This is a genomic window from Shewanella insulae (assembly GCF_009831655.1).
Lineage (GTDB): Bacteria > Pseudomonadota > Gammaproteobacteria > Enterobacterales > Shewanellaceae > Shewanella > Shewanella insulae.
Map to the genome: position 1 here is coordinate 140,141 of NZ_WRPA01000007.1, position 16,748 is coordinate 156,888.

19 protein-coding genes and 1 riboswitch are annotated in these 16,748 nt (G+C 56.4%); of the genes, 14 read left to right on the forward strand and 5 right to left on the reverse strand.

What is annotated here, in order from left to right; all coding sequences use genetic code 11:
• Positions 1-122: 122 nt before the first annotated feature.
• The 3 genes from GNT65_RS09775 to GNT65_RS09785 are packed head-to-tail and all read right to left on the reverse strand — an operon-like array spanning position 123 to position 2,658.
• A complete protein-coding gene (locus GNT65_RS09775; RefSeq protein ID WP_160795692.1) occupies positions 123-1,415 on the reverse strand; it encodes an ATP-binding protein in 1,293 nt (430 codons plus the stop codon).
• Positions 1,416-1,421: 6 nt separating this feature from the next.
• Complete coding sequence (locus GNT65_RS09780) at positions 1,422-2,156, reverse strand: response regulator (RefSeq protein ID WP_160795694.1); 735 nt, start codon at positions 2,154-2,156, stop codon at positions 1,422-1,424.
• Between the two features lie 52 nt (positions 2,157-2,208).
• Positions 2,209-2,658, reverse strand: coding sequence for a CC0125/CC1285 family lipoprotein (locus GNT65_RS09785; protein WP_160795696.1), 450 nt, complete (start codon positions 2,656-2,658; stop codon positions 2,209-2,211).
• 135 nt (positions 2,659-2,793) lie between these two features.
• Between GNT65_RS09785 and GNT65_RS09790 the strand changes: the two genes are divergently transcribed.
• Together GNT65_RS09790 and GNT65_RS09795 are read left to right on the forward strand one after the other, a co-directional pair.
• Positions 2,794-3,486: an MOSC domain-containing protein gene (locus tag GNT65_RS09790; protein ID WP_160795698.1), complete on the forward strand. Its 693-nt coding sequence runs from the start codon at positions 2,794-2,796 to the stop codon at positions 3,484-3,486.
• A gap of 81 nt (positions 3,487-3,567) precedes the next feature.
• Complete coding sequence (locus GNT65_RS09795) at positions 3,568-3,888, forward strand: DUF4870 domain-containing protein (protein ID WP_160795810.1); 321 nt, start codon at positions 3,568-3,570, stop codon at positions 3,886-3,888.
• Between the two features lie 75 nt (positions 3,889-3,963).
• On the opposite strand, the gene GNT65_RS09800 is transcribed toward GNT65_RS09795, so the two are convergent.
• A complete protein-coding gene (locus tag GNT65_RS09800; RefSeq protein ID WP_160795700.1) occupies positions 3,964-5,880 on the reverse strand; it encodes a methyl-accepting chemotaxis protein in 1,917 nt (638 codons plus the stop codon).
• Between the two features lie 260 nt (positions 5,881-6,140).
• Positions 6,141-7,790: an electron transfer flavoprotein-ubiquinone oxidoreductase gene (locus GNT65_RS09805; protein ID WP_160795702.1), complete on the reverse strand. Its 1,650-nt coding sequence runs from the start codon at positions 7,788-7,790 to the stop codon at positions 6,141-6,143.
• Positions 7,791-8,017: 227 nt separating this feature from the next.
• Positions 8,018-8,152: riboswitch (molybdenum cofactor riboswitch) on the forward strand.
• Between GNT65_RS09805 and moaA the strand changes: the two genes are divergently transcribed.
• From moaA to GNT65_RS09865, 12 genes are all read left to right on the forward strand, one after another.
• Positions 8,140-9,120 carry a GTP 3',8-cyclase MoaA gene (moaA, locus tag GNT65_RS09810; protein ID WP_160795704.1) on the forward strand — a complete coding sequence of 327 codons (981 nt, stop codon included), beginning with the start codon at positions 8,140-8,142 and terminating at the stop codon, positions 9,118-9,120. It overlaps the preceding riboswitch by 13 nt.
• 105 nt (positions 9,121-9,225) lie before the next feature.
• Positions 9,226-9,756 carry a molybdenum cofactor biosynthesis protein B gene (gene moaB / locus GNT65_RS09815; RefSeq protein WP_144202400.1) on the forward strand — a complete coding sequence of 177 codons (531 nt, stop codon included), beginning with the start codon at positions 9,226-9,228 and terminating at the stop codon, positions 9,754-9,756.
• Complete coding sequence (gene moaC, locus GNT65_RS09820; RefSeq protein ID WP_160795706.1) at positions 9,749-10,225, forward strand: cyclic pyranopterin monophosphate synthase MoaC; 477 nt, start codon at positions 9,749-9,751, stop codon at positions 10,223-10,225. Before moaB ends, moaC begins: the two co-directional genes overlap by 8 nt.
• A gap of 25 nt (positions 10,226-10,250) precedes the next feature.
• Positions 10,251-10,502 carry a molybdopterin synthase sulfur carrier subunit gene (gene moaD / locus GNT65_RS09825; protein ID WP_160795708.1) on the forward strand — a complete coding sequence of 84 codons (252 nt, stop codon included), beginning with the start codon at positions 10,251-10,253 and terminating at the stop codon, positions 10,500-10,502.
• Between the two features lies 1 nt (position 10,503).
• Positions 10,504-10,971, forward strand: coding sequence for a molybdopterin synthase catalytic subunit MoaE (gene moaE / locus GNT65_RS09830; RefSeq protein WP_160795710.1), 468 nt, complete (start codon positions 10,504-10,506; stop codon positions 10,969-10,971).
• A gap of 33 nt (positions 10,972-11,004) precedes the next feature.
• Positions 11,005-11,829, forward strand: coding sequence for a molybdate ABC transporter substrate-binding protein (modA, locus tag GNT65_RS09835; RefSeq protein ID WP_160795712.1), 825 nt, complete (start codon positions 11,005-11,007; stop codon positions 11,827-11,829).
• On the forward strand, positions 11,829-12,509 hold the full coding sequence (gene modB / locus GNT65_RS09840) for a molybdate ABC transporter permease subunit (RefSeq protein ID WP_160795714.1): 681 nt from the start codon (positions 11,829-11,831) through the stop codon (positions 12,507-12,509). The genes modA and modB overlap by 1 nt, the downstream gene beginning before the upstream one ends.
• On the forward strand, positions 12,490-13,599 hold the full coding sequence (locus GNT65_RS09845; RefSeq protein WP_160795716.1) for an ATP-binding cassette domain-containing protein: 1,110 nt from the start codon (positions 12,490-12,492) through the stop codon (positions 13,597-13,599). Before modB ends, GNT65_RS09845 begins: the two co-directional genes overlap by 20 nt.
• 103 nt (positions 13,600-13,702) lie before the next feature.
• Complete coding sequence (locus tag GNT65_RS09850; protein ID WP_160795718.1) at positions 13,703-14,062, forward strand: NirD/YgiW/YdeI family stress tolerance protein; 360 nt, start codon at positions 13,703-13,705, stop codon at positions 14,060-14,062.
• 150 nt (positions 14,063-14,212) lie between these two features.
• Positions 14,213-14,749, forward strand: a complete 537-nt coding sequence (locus tag GNT65_RS09855) for a PepSY domain-containing protein (RefSeq protein WP_160795720.1) — start codon at positions 14,213-14,215, stop codon at positions 14,747-14,749.
• 3 nt (positions 14,750-14,752) lie between these two features.
• Positions 14,753-15,430, forward strand: coding sequence for a response regulator transcription factor (locus GNT65_RS09860; protein WP_160795722.1), 678 nt, complete (start codon positions 14,753-14,755; stop codon positions 15,428-15,430).
• A gap of 49 nt (positions 15,431-15,479) precedes the next feature.
• Entirely contained in the window at positions 15,480-16,739 is a 1,260-nt protein-coding gene (locus GNT65_RS09865) for a sensor histidine kinase (RefSeq protein ID WP_338091770.1), read from the forward strand.
• The last annotated feature ends 9 nt before the right edge of the window (positions 16,740-16,748 follow it).

Here is a 16,748-nt window from a genome sequence, read left to right on the forward strand (position 1 = left end):
AAACAGAAGCACTCTGTATGGCTTTGTCTCGGCTTTGTATCAGAAAGCTTTTTAATAGGATAGCGTTAAGTCGGAGACCGCTAAGTTGGGAGGCTCAGTTAACACTTAGAAGTGAAGTGGGGTCATTCGGCCTTGGGCAGGCGCAGGGTAAAGCAGGGGCCGCCCAGCTCGCTGTCGCCTAAGGTTAGCTCGCCCTGATGCTGACGCACTATCTGCTTGGCGATGGCCAGTCCAAGGCCGTGGCCGCCACTCTGCCTGTCTCTGGCCTTGTCCAGACGCACGAAGGGTTCGAAGATAGATTGCCAATAGTCCTGGGGAATGGGCGGGCCGTCGTTGGCTATCTCGATAAGCACGCTGGTTTCGTCGCTGCAAAGGGTCACGATGACGCAGCTTTGGGCGTACTTGTAGCCGTTGCGTATGATGTTGCTGGTGGCCCGCAGCAGCAGATGGTTGGCGATGGGGGCCATCAGGCTGTCGTCGCCCTCAAGTTGCAGGCGTTTTTGCGTCTCAAACTGCAGGTGTTCCAGCTGGCTGGCTAACAGCGGATAGAGGTTGGTTGGTGTCAGGCTGAGATGGGCATCTGGCCTTTCTAGCTTGGCAAACTGCAACAGCTCCTCAATCATGCCGCCCAGCTCGTTGAGATCTTCCTGAATTCCTTCAAGATATTGCATCTGCTCGGGGCGTACGCCCGAGTCGTCCAGCATGTCCAGATTGCACTGGATGCGGAAGATGGGGGTGCGCGACTCGTGGGCGATGGCGTTGGTGAGGTTCTTGTGGCTCTGGATCAGCTGAGAGATGCGATCGGCCATGATGTTGAACGACAGGTTAAGCTGACCCACGCTGTGAAGGCTGCTGGTGGAGGCGCGGGCGCTGAAATCGCCATAGGCGAAGGCGATACAGGTCTTCTCCAGTCGCGCCAGTCGCCGGGAGATCACAAACAGTACCATGATGCTGATAAGCGCCAGTGCGGCACACAACTCGACGAAGACAAACCACTCCTTGCGGTTAATGGTGTTGATAAAGGGGGAGTCTGGGTCGTTGATGATGCCATAGACAACCTCTGGGTCGCTCGCCAGGCTGAAGTAGGCCTGATTCTCGTCCACATCTTCTATGTAGAGCCCGTAGTCTTTAACCCCCTGTTTGATCGCCTCACTCAGGGTGTCATCCGCGACTTCATAGCGGGTCAGTGCCAGGTGGATATCCTTGGTAAAGCCTTGCAGTGCCTGCTCTGCCGCCTGCGCTCCTTGAGTTTCGCCTATCTTGTCTACTAATTTGCGGGTGGCGGTGATCTCGTTGGCCAGCGAGGTGGCGTCCAGTGAGTCGGTGGAGAAGAGCTCAAACTGGTCCATGGCGATCACCGCAATAAAGAAGATCGCCAGGGCCGTGCTATAGATGAGGATAAACAGACGCGTCACAGAAGATCACCAACGGTCGGGGACAAACAGATAGCCCCTGGCCCTGACGGTGATGATGCGCCGGGGCAGGGCGGGGTTGTCGCCCAGCTTCTTGCGCAGCACCACTATCTTGTTGTCTATGGTACGGTCGATGCCGTCGTACTCTATGCCACGGATCTGCTTAACCAGATATTCCCGGGTGAGGATCTCGTCGGCATGGGCGGCCAGCAGCCAGAGCAGGTCGAACTCGCTGGTGGTCAGGCTGACCTCTTCCCCCGCCAACAGACACTGCTTGCGCTGCTGATTGAGCTCAAGCTCGCCGAAGCTGAGGTGGTGCTGCTCCTGGGGGGCAGACACCTTGGCCCGGCGCATCAGCATGCGGATACGTGCCAGCAGAACCCTGGGCTGTATCGGCTTGATGATAAAGTCGTCGGCGCCCATCTCCAGTGCCGCCACCTGATCCATGTCGTCTTCGCTGGCGGTGAGGAACAGTATCTTGCCATCGAAGACGGGTTGCAGCTGACGGCAGATGCTGAAGCCGTCCAGATTGGGCAACATGAGATCTAAGATGACCAGATCTGGCTGCTCGGCCAGTATGGTGGCGACGGCATCGGCGCCGTCGTGGACACAGACAGTCTCTATCTGCTGCATGGCCAGATAAGAGGACAGCAGCTGGCTGATCTTTTCATCATCTTCAACGAGTACAACTTTGATGCTCATGTCGAGTGAGTCGTCGTGGGGGGATGTTGATAAATCTAACATTATTTATCCAGCTCCAACAGGGACGAGTTCACACTCTTTTTGAGGGCGGAGCCTACCATGTGAGGTGATCGATAAGGTAGGCGGCGTCATACACCTTGGTCGTCTGCAGTGATTCTTTATCCTGCAGGCCGGTAACTTCGACGATCACCGAGGTCTCATTTTCCACCTTGCCCAGGCCATAGCCCCAGTCGTCGTGGCCAAAGCCCAGAGTGTCATTGCCGACCGCGTCGCGGTGGTTCTGCTCTGTGGTGAGGGCAAAGTAGGGGTAGCCATGGGCCTGGACTATCTCGGCGGACTTGCGCAGAACATATTTGCGGGCCAGGGCGCGATCTGTCATGTCGTTACCGACGAAGCTGATCTGCCAGCTATCGTCGGCTATCTGTACCACGTCGAAGCCTTCACCAAAGCTCCAGAAGGATTTTTCTGTGTCGTAAGAGGTGGCGCAGCCGCTCAGCAGGAGTATGAAACTCAGTATGAAGACGGCCAATGGGGTTGTTTTCATGATATCTTTCCGAAGGAGAACTAGGCCGCTATTGTGCAGGGGCGATCCCCGGGGCGACAGAGGGAGTTTGTATTGAATTGTCTCGCCTTTGTCAGTGAGCGAGACGAGTAGGCAGTAGTCAGGGGAGTGAAGGATATGACGCTTTTGGTAAGCAAGATTTCGGGCCTGTATCGTGGCGATAAGGCCAAGGCTTTCGAGGGAGTACCCAGCATGATCGATGCCAAGCGGGCGTGCGGCCGCCTGGTGGTGGGTGAACTGGGTGTCGAGGGGGACGGCCAGGCGGACCCCAAACATCACGGTGGTGCCGACCGGGTACTGCACCATTTTCCTCGCGAGCATTATGGTCAGTATCGTCGCTGGGACATGATGCAGGGATTCAAGGATGTGCCCGCCATGGGCGAGAACATCAGTACCGTTGGGCTGGATGAGACTCAGGTAAATATAGGCGACATCATCGCCATAGGTGAGGTGCTGCTGCAGGTGACTCAACCGCGCTCTCCCTGCTTCAAGCTTAACCACCAGTTCGACCATCCCGAGTTTGCCCTCGCCATGCAGACCAGTGGCCTGTGTGGCTGGTTCTATCGGGTGGTGACGCCGGGTGAAATCAGGCTGGAAGACGATATCAGACTTGTAGAGCGCCGCAGCGACATTAGCCTGCGTGAGGCGATGGGGATCTATTTCTCGCCCACCTATGATGCCAGCGCCTATGATCGTCTGGCTACTTGTGAGGGGCTGGCCCAGTCTTGGGTAAATAGCTTGCAGCGCCGTCTGGAAAGTCGCAAGATTGAGCCTTGGGAAATGCGTTTATTTGGGCCTAATCGTCCATAACTCTGCTTAGAATAAAGAATGAATCATCAAGGAGCGTAATTCGTGTCTGATTTTGAACAACTGTCCCGCGACGATAGAAACATGGGCCTGGCGGTGCATCTGGCCAGTTTTTCGGGCTATCTGATCCCCTTCGGTTCCATCCTGGGGCCCCTGATTGTCTGGCTGATGAAGCGTGAAGAGATCGCTTTCGTCGACAGCTGTGGCCGTAACTGCCTGAACTTCAAGATAAGCGTGATGGTATACGCCATCATCAGCATGATCCTCATGTTTGTCGGTATCGGCTTTATCCTGTTGGGTGTGCTTGCAGTTTTCGATATCGTGGTCACCATCATAGCCGCCATGAAGGCCAGTGAGGGCATTAGTTACCAGTATCCGCTGACGATTAAGTTTCTTAAGGCTTGATATGTGTTAGGCAAAATAAAAAGCCCGCGATTGCGGGCTTTTTTGTGGCTGAGTCTAGCTGAGATCTTGCACTGGCTAGACCTTAAAGCCGGCGACCAGGGTGTCTAGCCTGTGGGCCAGCTGGTTGAGTGACTGACTGGCCTGGGCCACCGCCTGGGAAGTTTCGCTGGTACGCTGGGTGATCTCGCTGATCTCCGTGACGTTGCGGTTGATATCTTCCACCACAGTAGATTGCTCCTCGGTGGCCGCTGCGACCTGGATGTTCATGTCAGTGATGGCGCCGATCTGCTGGCTGATCTCCGTCAGGCTTTGGCTGGCCTCATCGACCGCCTGTACCCCTTCCTGGCTGCGGCTCTTACTCTGGGTCATCGCCTCGACGGCGCGGGCCGCCTCGCTCTGTAGGTTGTCGATCATCTTCTGTACCTCGTCGGTCGACGCGGCGGTACGTGAGGCCAGGTTACGTACCTCCTCGGCGACCACGGCGAAGCCTCTGCCAGCCTCTCCGGCGCGGGCAGCTTCGATGGCGGCGTTAAGGGCCAACAGGTTGGTCTGATCCGACACGGCGCGGATCACATCCAAGATGCTGCCGATGGAGGTGGTGTGGGTGGCCAGAGACTCGATTACATTGCCTACCTGTTCCACATCCTGTGATAGTTGATTGATGGTGTCGCGGGCTCGGGTGACTACAACCTGACCGCTGTTGGAGGCATTGTCGGCGTCCTTGGCGTTGTCGGCAGCCTGGGCGGCGTTACCGGCGATCTCGTGCACGGTTGCGCCCATCTCGTTGATGGCGGTCACCACCATCATGGTCTGATCTTTCTGCAGCTGGCTGTCGTCCTGGGTCTGCTGGGCCTGATTGGCCACATCCTTGGCGGCATGACTCAGCTGAACGCTGGTGTCTGTCACCTCTATGATGGAGTGCTGGATCTTCTGGATAAAGCTGTTGAAGCCCTTGGCCAGCTGTGCCAGCTCGTCGTTACCCTCCACCGGCAGGCGTTGGCGTAGATCCCCTTCACCCTGACCTATGTCCTGCAACATGTCGGCCACCTTGGCGATGGGCTGACTGACCGAGGCGGATACGAAGGTGGAGAGGCCGATGAAGGCGGCGGCGATCAGCACAGTCCAGATGAGGATCTGATAGGCCGACTCTTCCAACAGGGCAAACACCTCGGCCCTAGGCACCTGAGCCACCAGATACCAGTCCATGGAAGGAATATAGCTGCTGGCGACCAGCAGGGTCTCGCCGTCGAGCTCCGTCTGCGTCAGGCCAAAGTCGCCCTTGTTGAGTAGCTCTCTGGTCACGTCACTGCCATAGAGCGAACTCAGGCTGGCCTTGCCTATCTGACTGGTGTCCGAGTGCAACTTAACATTACCCTTGGCATCTACCAGGTAGACGAAGCCTGTGTCTTCGATCTTGAAGGATTTCAGCAGGCGCACCATGTCGTCCAGCGACTTGGCCAGCCCCACCAAGCCTCGGTCGTTGGGCTGTTGGTAGTTGATGAAGAGCTTCACCTCGCTATTGGCCTCGGTGAACACGTTGAGCATGCGCTCTGTGCCGCTGTTTTTATAGTTGAAGAACCAGCCGTCCTGATCTGGGGTGAGGATCCGCAGAAAGCCATCCTGGGTGTAGTAGGCGGCGGTTTGTCTGTCGGCATAGGAGGCCTGTACCAGCTTATATTGCTGTTGCACATCCTTGAGCTGGGCGATCACCAGAGGCTCTGTCTCGGGCGGGCGGCCATCCACCAGCCACTGCTTGAGCATCTTGCTGCTGGCCAGCTGCTCGGCGGCGTTCATCAGGGTGGCGATATCCATCTCCACCTTGTTGCGGATCGCCTGCAAGGTGTTGGGCAGCTCGGAGGTGAGCATGCGCTGCTCGACGACTTCCTTGGCGCTACGTTGACTCAAGACGCCTACGAGCACGGTCGACAGCAATACCGCGACGGTAACCGTGAGTAAGATCTTCTGCTTGATGGTGAGCATGTTTAGTTTCATCGTTTATGACTCGCATCTACTCGGTCCGAGCGTGCCTCGGATGTATGAATACTTGATAATTAAGGTTAGTCGCTGTTTTCTAAACACGCTAAACCATTGAACTTTTTTGAGGGCAGGATGATCCTTTGGGATCATTTAGTGCGTCTTGCTAACGCTTGTAGGTATGGCGCCATTATGGTGATCTTGGATGTTAAGCGCAAGTAAAAACGCGCCCTGAGGCGCGTTTGAATCTGTCTGTTTGCTAAGCCGTCAGGCTGGGCTTACATGTTGGGGTAGTTAGGTCCGCCGCCGCCCTCTGGGGTGACCCAGGTGATGTTTTGACTCGGATCTTTGATGTCACAGGTCTTACAGTGGATACAGTTCTGGCCATTGATGACAAACTTCTTCTCGCCGGCCTCTTCCACCACCTCATACACACCGGCAGGGCAGTAACGCTGTGCCGGTTCGTCGAACTTGGCCAGATTCACCTCGATAGGGATGCGCTCATCTTTGAGACGCAGGTGACACAGCTGATCTTCCTCGTGGAAGGTGTTCGACAGGTAGACGGAGGAGAGCTTGTCGAAACTGAGCTTACCGTCTGGCTTAGGGTAATCTATCTTGCTGTAGGCGTTGACCTCGGCCATCTGGGCATAGTCGGCCTTCTCATCCCGCAAGGTGATAGGGAACTTGCCGCCGAACCAGTTCTGGTCGATATAGTTGAAGGCACCACCAAGGTAGGCCCCGAACTTGTGCATCGCCGGACCGAAGTTGCGTGAGCAGTAGAGCTCATCCTGCAACCAGCTCTGTTCGAACTTCTCCTGGTAGCAGTCGAGATCTTTGCCGCCCTCTACGCCCGCATGCAGGGCGTGGCTGATGGTTTCGGCCGCGATCATGCCGCTCTTCATCGCCGTGTGGGTGCCCTTGATCTTAGCGAAGTTCAGGGTACCTGCATCACAGCCTATGATGAGTCCGCCAGGGAAGCTCATCTTAGGCAGGGAGTTGAGACCGCCCTTGGTGATGGCGCGGGCACCATAACAGAGTCGTTCGCCGCCCTTGAGGTACTGGCTGATCACAGGATGTGTCTTGTAGCGCTGGAACTCATCGAAGGGGCTCAGGTGTGGGTTCTGATAGTTGAGATCTATGATTAGGCCCACGGCGATCTGGTTGTCTTCCATATGATAGAGGAAGCCGCCACCGGAGGCGCCGTCTGTCAGTGGCCAGCCACCCGTGTGGACCACCTTGCCCTGTTCGTGCTGTTCGGCGGGGACTTTCCAGATCTCCTTGAAGCCCAGGCCGTAGTGCTGCGGCGTCTTGCCGTTATCCAGGTGGAACTTCTCGATAAGCTGCTTGCCCAGGTGGCCACGGCAGCCTTCGCTAAATACTGTGTACTTGGCGTGTAGCTCCATGCCGGGTTCATAGCTGTCTTTGGGCTGGCCATCGGCACCGACGCCCATGTCGCCTATGATGATTCCCTTGACGCTGCCATCTTGGTTAAACAGTAGCTCACTGGCGGGGAAGCCCGGGAAGATCTCGACACCTAGCTCCTCGGCGCGCTCGGCCAACCAACGGGCCAGGTTGCCGACGCTGATGATATAGTTGCCATCGTTGTGCATCGTCTTAGGGATAAGGGCATTGGGCATGGCCCGTGAGGCCGAGTCAGAGCCGAGCATAAACAGCTCGTCATGGGTAACGGCCGTGTGTAGCGGTGCACCTTGCTCTTTCCAGTCGCTAAATAGCTCGCCAAGCACCTTAGGTTCGAACACGGCACCCGAAAGTATATGCGCGCCCACTTCCGAGCCTTTCTCGACCACACAGACACTGAGCTCCTGGCCAGAGTCTTGAGAGATTTGCATTAGTCGACATGCGGTAGCCAGGCCAGCAGGGCCTGCGCCAACGATAACGACGTCGAACTCCATCGATTCGCGTTCCATCACTTCACCTCTTTATAGCTTTCCCCCGATTGAAACGGGTGTTTTATTCTTTGCATCCACCTTACCCTAAAATGGCGAAATGGCACAGAGTTTAAGCAGTCAGGATAGACTAATTGATAGTATTTATCTTCGTGAGCGGTGTCACATTATGTTAACGCCCGATTGATCTCAGACAAAAAACGGGAAGTTTCTGCTATAAAAGCCGGTCTATATCGGCCTATAATTGAGAAACGACGGTTCTCCGAGCTTTCTCTCCTACGTCCAAAGATAGGGAGATTAAGCCGTGGCAATAGTGCCACCGGGGTGAGGAAAGAAATTGACTCACCTCCCCTTACTTGGAAAGGTGATCATGTCCCAACTACAAGACAATTTTGGTCGAAGATTTCACTATTTACGGATGTCGGTAACCGATGTCTGTAACTTCAAATGCACTTACTGCCTCCCAGATGGTTATCGCCCCGAGGGTAAGCCTAAGTTTTTAGATCTCAATGAGATCGAAAATCTGGTGGGCGCCTTTGCCGAGGTTGGCACCCAAAAGATCCGCATTACAGGTGGCGAGCCCACGCTGCGTAAAGATTTTACCGATATCGTGCGTATCGTCGCCGACAACGGCAAGATCAAGACGCTGGCGACTACCACCAACGGCTATCGTCTCGAGAAACATGCCAAAGAGTGGTTCGATGCCGGCCTGAGACGCATCAACGTCTCGGTGGACAGCCTGGATCCACGCATGTTTTATCAGATCACCGGTGAGAATAAGTTCGACGAGGTGATGCGCGGCGTCGATGCCGCCCTCGAGGCGGGTTTCGAGCGGGTGAAGATCAATGCCGTGTTGCTTAAGGGCTTAAACGACAAAGACTTGCCGCGCTTCCTGCACTGGATCAAGCACACACCAATCGATCTGCGTTTCATCGAGCTGATGGAAACCGGACTGGGGCGTGATTACTTTAAGGCCCACCATCTGGCGGGTGCCGACATCAAGTCGCAATTGCTCCAGGATGGCTGGCAGTTGGATCAGTCGGCGGTCGACGATGGCCCGGCGCAAAACTTCAGCCATGGCGACTTCAAGGGACGCATAGGGCTTATCATGCCCTATGAGAAGAACTTCTGCGCCAGCTGTAACCGCCTGCGGGTCTCCGCCAAGGGGAAACTGCATCTGTGCCTCTTCACCGAACACGGTGTCGACTTGCGGGATCTCTTGCAATCCCGTGAGCAGCGTGGTGAGTTGATCGAGAGGCTCCACGGCCAGTTGAGGGCGAAGAAGGAAACCCACTTCCTCCACGATGGTATCACAGGCGTGACGCAGCATCTGGCCTCCATTGGCGGCTAGCTGGGTTTGCGCTAGCGCAATATCTTGCGTTGGTCGCCTGGGTATACTCTGCTCATATTCCTGTAGACGCACCAGTTAACCGCTAACAACACCAAGAGAGACGTTATGGGTCATTGCACGAGAACTCAATTTGAACCGCTCAATATCGCGGTATTAACCCTGTCCGACTCCCGGGATCTGAGCCAGGACACCTCGGGACAGTTTTTACAAGATGCCTTGCTGGAGGCCGGGCACAAGCTGGCCGAACGCCGACTGATTAAAGATGACAAGTATCAGATACGTTCGGTATTGTCTCAGTGGATAGCATCTAATGATGTGCAGGTGATCATCACCACCGGCGGTACCGGCTTTACCGAGCGCGACAATACGCCCCAGGCGGTCAGACCGCTATTTGATCGCGAGATTGAAGGCTTTGGCGAGCTGTTCCGCCATATCACCTACACAGAACTGGGCACCTCGACGGTGCAGTCCCGCGCCTTGGGCGGCTTTGCAAACAAGACAGCCATCTTCTGTCTGCCGGGGTCAACCGGTGCCTGCAAGACGGGCTGGAACAAGATCTTAAGAGAACAACTGGATGCCACTCACAGACCCTGTAACTTTGTGATGCACGTGAAGAAGGTAGCAATCGATGAGTAGTGAATTTACCCATATTAATGCCGACGGCAATGCCCACATGGTGGATGTCACCGAGAAGTCGGTTACCGAGCGCGAGGCCCGCGCCGAAGCCTTCATCGAGATGGCGCCCGAGACGCTGGAGATGATCATGAGCGGCAGCCACCATAAGGGCGACGTATTTGCCACGGCCCGCATCGCGGGGATCCAGGCGGCGAAGAAGACCTCTGATCTGATCCCCTTATGCCACCCCCTGATGCTGACCAAGGTCGAGGTGGATCTCGAGGCTCAGCCCGCACACAACCGCGTGCGTATCACCAGCCTGTGTAAGCTGTCGGGTAAAACAGGTGTCGAGATGGAGGCGCTCACCGCGGCCTCGGTGGCGGCGCTGACCATCTATGACATGTGCAAGGCGGTGCAGAAAGATATGGTGATCTCCCAGACTCGCCTGCTGGAGAAGCGTGGCGGCAAGTCGGGACACTTTAAGGTTTAAGCGACAAGTATTTAGGGTAAAGATTATGATAAATGTGCTGTTTTTCGCCCAGGTGCGCGAACTATTAGGTGAGAGCACCATAAAAGTCGAGGCAAGCGAGCAGACCACTACAGCCGAAGGCCTGCGTGCGTTGCTGGCGGCCAAAGATGACAAGTGGGGCAAGGTGTTGGCTTCAGACAAGCTACTGGTGGCGGTTAACCAGACCATCAGCAGCTGGGATACCCAGGTTGAAGATGGCGATGAGGTCGCCTTCTTCCCGCCAGTTACCGGAGGTTAAGATGAGCCAAGCGAACGACCGGGTATTGGTGCAGACCCAAGACTTTAGCGCTCCGGAAGAATATGCCAGAATCGCGGCGGATGACAGCGACGGCGCCGTGGTCACCTTCGTGGGCAAGGTGCGCGACTTCAACGACGGCAGCGCAGTCACCGACCTGACCCTGGAACACTATCCGGGCATGACTGAGGCGGTGCTGAATCAGATCGCAGCCGAGGCCAGAGAGCGGTGGCCATTAACTCACGTGACCATTATTCACCGAGTCGGCACCATGGCCCTGGGTGAGCAGATCGTCTTTATCGGTGTCACCAGTGCCCACCGCAAGGCGGCGTTTGCAGCCTGTGAATTCCTGATCGATTTCCTCAAGACCAAGGCGCCATTCTGGAAGTTAGAGGCGGGCGAGCAGGGCAAGAACTGGGTCGAGGCCAAAGACGCCGACGAACAGGCCGCCAAGATGTGGGACAAGCAGTAAGCCGGGACGAGCACCCGGGTGATGAGGGTTGAAATGGATTTACTCAGAGGTTTTGTCTTAGCCAGCATGCTGCTTTTGGGCGTAACCCCAAGCTGGGCGGCCGAGGTGCCGGCCATCGCCGCCGCCTCCAACATCAAGTTTGCCCTGGATAAGATCGCCGCCGACTTTACCAAGGATACGGGCAAGCGGGTGCGCATCTCCTATGGCTCCTCGGGCAACTTCGTGGCGCAGCTGCGTCATGGCGCGCCGTTTGAGTTGTTCCTGTCAGCAGACGACAAATATATCTATCAATTACATAAGCTTGGTGTAACTCAGAGCGACGGTGAGATCTACGCCATAGGGCGTCTGGCGCTGGCGGCGCCCAAGCGATCGCCTTTGAGCCTAGATGCCGAGCTTGTCGGCGTGAAGAGCTTGCTTGAGCTGGGTGAATTGAAGCGTTTTGCCATCGCCAACCCAGATCACGCCCCCTATGGCGAGCGCGCCCGGGAGGCGCTGCAACATCTGGGACTCTGGCAACCTCTGCAGCCTTATCTCATCTACGGCGAGAATGTGTCTCAGGCGGCGCAGTTTGCCCTGAGCGGTTCCACCGATGGCGGCATCGTCGCCCTGTCGCTGGCGATGGCGCCTCAGTTTCGCGCCGCCAGCCACTATGTGGCGCTACCGAGTGAGTGGCATTCGCCCATGAATCAGCGCATGGTGCTCACGCCTAAGGCGGGGGAGACCGCCAAGGCCTTCTATACCTACCTCACACAGGCAAAGGCGAGGGCGGTATTCCTCGAGTTTGGCTTCGGCCTGCCAGGTGACAGCCAGGGCAATGAAGTCGTTGATGCTGCTAACAAGCCGGCCGGAGCTCACTGATGGATTGGCAGGCGCTGCTGCTTTCGATCAAGTTAAGCTGTGTCACCGTGCTGGTGTTGATCCCCTTTGCCATCTGGGCCGGCCGCTTTCTGGCGTACCGTCAGTTTAGAGGCAAGTCCTGGCTGGAGGCGCTGATCATGGTGCCTCTGGTATTGCCGCCGACGGTGATCGGCTACTACCTGCTGGTGGGGCTGGGTAGCCAATCCTGGCTGGGCCAGACGTTAGAAGCCCTGCTGGGCCAGCAGCTGGTATTCCATTTCTCGGGCCTGGTGGTGGCCTCAGTGCTGGTCAATATTCCCTTTGCCATACAGCCGATACAGCGCGCCTTCGAGTCAGTGCCCGAAGAGGTACGCGACGCCGGTGCCTGCTGCGGCATGAGCCCGGCCAAGGTGTTGTTTAAGATAGAGCTGCCCCTGGTGTGGCCCGGTGTGCTGACCGCGTTGGTGCTCTGTTTCTCCCATGTGTTGGGCGAGTTTGGTGTGGTGCTGATGATGGGCGGCAATATTGCCGGCGAGACCAAGACGATCGCCATCTCCATCTATGACAGTGTGCAGGCGTTCGATTTCGCCGCAGCTGGGCAGATGTCACTGCTGCTCCTGCTGTTTGCCATTACCGCGCTGGCGCTCACCACGAGCCTGTCTCGTCGAATAGGAGGCGTGAGTGTCTCAAGACGTCGCTGATCTCAGTTGTAAGATCTTCCAGCAAGAGGGCATCGCCCTGGACGCCGAATTCGTCTGCAAGGCAGGCGAATTGCTGGCGGTTGTTGGCCCCTCGGGCGGCGGTAAGTCGACCCTGATGCGGATGATCGCCGGCCTGACCAAGCCTGAGTCGGGCGAGATTCGCTATGGTGACAGCGTCTGGTTCAGCAGCGAGAGCGGCCGTTATCTTACGCCTCAGCAACGCCACCTTGGCTATGTACCGCAGCATTTTGGCCTGTTTCCTAACATGACGGCGCTGGCCAACGTGGTGGCGGCGCTGGATCATATTCCTAAGGCAGAGCGTGTCGCACGGGCCAAAGACTGGCTCGAGCGGGTGAATCTTCACGGCCTGCCGGATCGCCTGCCAGCCAACTTGTCCGGTGGTCAGCGTCAGCGGGTGGCCCTGGCAAGGGCCCTAGCCCGTGAGCCAAGAGTCCTGCTGCTGGATGAGCCTTTCTCCGCCGTCGACAGGGAGACCCGCGAGCGTCTCTATCTGGAGCTGGCCCGGCTCAAGGAGCAGCTGGCGATCCCAGTGATCATGGTGACCCACGATCTTAACGAGGCGTTGCTGCTGGCCGATCGCATGATCCTCATCAGTCAGGGCACCCTGCTGCAGCAGGGCAGTCCGCGGGAGGTGTTGAGCCGTCCGCGCAACGAGGCGGTCGCCAAGCAGATGGGGCTGAGAAACCTGTTCGACGCCCATGTGGTAGCACAGGAGGCGGAGCGGCAGATCACTTGGCTCAGGTTTGGCGAGCATCTGATTGCCGGTAACTACTGCGAGCACCTGGCCATTGGCGCCAAGGTGCGCTGGGTGATCCCCAATCAGGGGGTGAGGTTTAACTCCATCACCAAGGGACGCCTGTGCCGCAGTTTCAACAAGCTCAGCATCACCATAGAGTCCTGTCTCAGCATGGGGGAGACCATGCGTATCCTCGCCAGTATCAAGGGGGTGAAGCATCACCTCAATGCGGAGGTGCCGCTGCATTTCGCCCAGAAGATGGGGTTGGCGCCTGGGGTAGAGACAGAGGTGGCACTCAAGTCTGAGCTGATCCATATCCTCGAAAATGACTAGGTTGCAGCGTCGCTGAATAGAATATGATCAATCCTTAATACGCCTTCCATCTCCTCGATATTTGCCGTCATCTATCCTTAGGAATTGAGACTCGAGGAGACACATGATGCAGAAAAAACTCACCGGTACCCTAATTCTTTCTTGCATACTCACACTGCCAGCCTTCGCCGCCTATAATGGCCCCAAGGTGGGTGGCGTGATTCAGCATGCCAGCGATGCCCATGACGCCAAAGATGACACTCAGGTGGAACTGACAGGTAAGCTGATCAAGAGCCTGGGCGACGAGAAATACCTGTTTCGCGACAGTAGCGGCGAAGTCGAAGTGGAGATAGACAACGCCCTTTGGCGCGACATAGAGGTCTCCAGTGACACTACCGTGACCCTGAGGGGCGAGGTGGACGATGAATGGCGCGGTATCGAGATAGAGATCGACAGCATAGAGTTGGTCGATCAGGCGGAATGAGTCGAGACTAACGCGCTGGCATGGGTGAAATGGACCAAATGAGTTTAAACTAAATTTAATCTTGAAAGCCTTAAGCCCCTCGTCTATCCCATTGGTACTGGGATTTTTTGCGTGTAAGATACCGATATTGAAGAATTTAATGGAGGAGCTATGGCTCGTTGGTTTATCAGTTTAATGCTGTTGTCTGGGCTGGCGGGGGCGAATGCGGCCCAGGCCAATCCGGCAGTGCTTGAGTTGCTATCGGATAGCCAAAGCCTGACTCCACAGAAGATGATCCAGCAGGCGGAGAAGACCTATCCTGGGGTGATATCCGAGTTTCAGATCGATGTGGAAAATGGTCAGTTGATCTATGAGATCAGCATGATCAACATCAAGGAAGACACCATTAACGAATTTGAGTTTTGGGCAAAAGATGGCCGACTCATTCGTCAGAAGGTGGAGGCCCTAGAGGCGGACGATAAGGATGAACTTAAGGCGGTGCGCCTGCTTAGAGAGATGGAGCAGAGCTTCTCGCAACTGCTCAAGCTGGCCATGGGTGACAGCAACGCCCATATTCTCGAGGCGCAGCTGGATCACGATCTGGGCATCAGCTACTTGGAACTCAAGCTTATCGATGCCAACGGCAAACATAGCATAGCCTTCGATATCGAAAATCAGCGGCCTTTGCCCCTGTTGAAGTGGAATTAACAGATGAAAATATTACTGGTAGAAGATGATGCGACCACCACAGAGTATGTGGTCAAGGGGTTTGCCGAACAGGGACACAATATCGAGACGGCTAGCGATGGTCATCAGGGCTTGTTGCTGGCCACCAGTATGCAGTATGACCTGGTGATACTGGATCGTATGTTGCCTCAGCTAGACGGCCTCAAGTTGCTGGCGGCGCTACGCGCGACCGGCAACCAGACGCCTGTACTTATCCTGTCGGCACTTAGCCATGTGGATGAGCGGGTTAAGGGCCTCAGGGCCGGTGGCGACGACTATATGACCAAGCCCTTTGCCTTCTCCGAACTCCTGGTGCGCGCCGAGAAGCTGATGCAGCGTGGCAATTCTGCGCCTGCACAGACAGAGCTTAAGGTGGGGGATTTGGTGATGGAACTGCTGACCCGCAAGGTCACCCTGGCGGGCAGTGAGATCATGCTGCAACCCAAAGAGTTTCAACTGCTCAAGTACTTGATGGAGCACCCGAATCAGGTGATCAGCCGCACCCTCTTATTTGAGGCAGTGTGGGATTATCATTTCGATCCTCGCACCAATGTGATCGACGTGCATATCGCCAAGCTAAGACGTAAGTTTGAAGAGTTGGGCTTTGGCGAGCTGATCGAAACGGTTCGAGGGGCTGGCTATCGCCTCCGTCAAGGGCATTAGACCCTATCAGAGTAGTGCCTGGCGCATTACTATCATCTTCTCTGCCCTGGTGACCCTGATTATCGGTACCCTGTTGTTTGGCATGTATCGTCAGCTGATCAATGAGCAGGAGCTGCAGACCAATCAACACCTGGCGGCAGAGAAGCTGCGCTATCAGCAGATGGCGCTCACCTTGGACAGACGCAGCTTTGCCACCCAGATCCGCACCGCCGACCCCAAGACGGCCCTGGTGGTGTGGCGTAGCTCGCTGGATCTGGTGGGGGCGCTAAGCCTGATGCCGGATGACATGCCGCTGCTGCCGGAGACGCGTGACTTTCCTATTCTCACCAGCGGGCCGGATAAGCTGCATATCTTAACCGGCGGTTTGGTGATCACACGTTACGGCCCAGTGCTGATCGCGACCCGAACCGATCAGCTGGCGACCCTGATCGAGCGCTTCGTCAACGCGGCCATCACGGCGCTGATGTTGACTATCGTGCTGACCCTGGCTTTGGGCTACCTGTTTTCCAAGGCGATTCTGCGCCGCCTGGTGCAGTACAACCGCCTGAGTCGCCGCATCGAGCGAGGCGAGTATTCCACCCGCCTGCCGGTGAGTTGGCGCCAGGATGAGTTTGACATGCTGGCGGGCAACTTTAACCAGGTGCTGGATACCCTGGAGGCCAACCTGCATGCGGTGCGAGGTGCCACAGACAATATTGCCCACGATCTCAGGACGCCGCTGTCTCATCTGAGGATAGGCCTGGAGCAGTTGCCGCAGCGGCCCGCCGAGGAGCTGGACGAGGCAAGCGCTATTCTGATCGAGGAGCTGGATCATTGCCTGGCGACCTTCGATGCCATGCTATCCCTCACCCGCATCGAGGAGGGGCAACAGGATCTCGAGCTACAACCCCTGAGCCTGAGGGATCTGTGTCAGGACTTGTTCGAGATGGCGGAGGCGATGGCGGAGTCCAACGGCCAGACTCTCAGCCTGTCGCTGGATCAAGACTATAGTGTGATGGGGGACAAATACCTGCTGTTCCAGGCGCTGTTTAACCTGGTGGACAACGCCATCAAGTATTCCGGCGAGGGCGCCAAGATAGAGATAATCCAGCAAGACAATGAAATACTGATCCGCGATAACGGGCCGGGGATTCCAGATGATGCCACCGAGAAGGTGTTCGATCGCCTGGTGCGTCTGGACCCGAGCCGTCACAACAAGGGCACTGGATTAGGACTTTCGCTGGTCAAGGCGATCCTGCAGCGTCATAATGCCCGCATCGAGCTCTCCGACAACCAGCCTGGGCTGCAGGTGAGCATACGTTTTTCATAGGGCCGACAA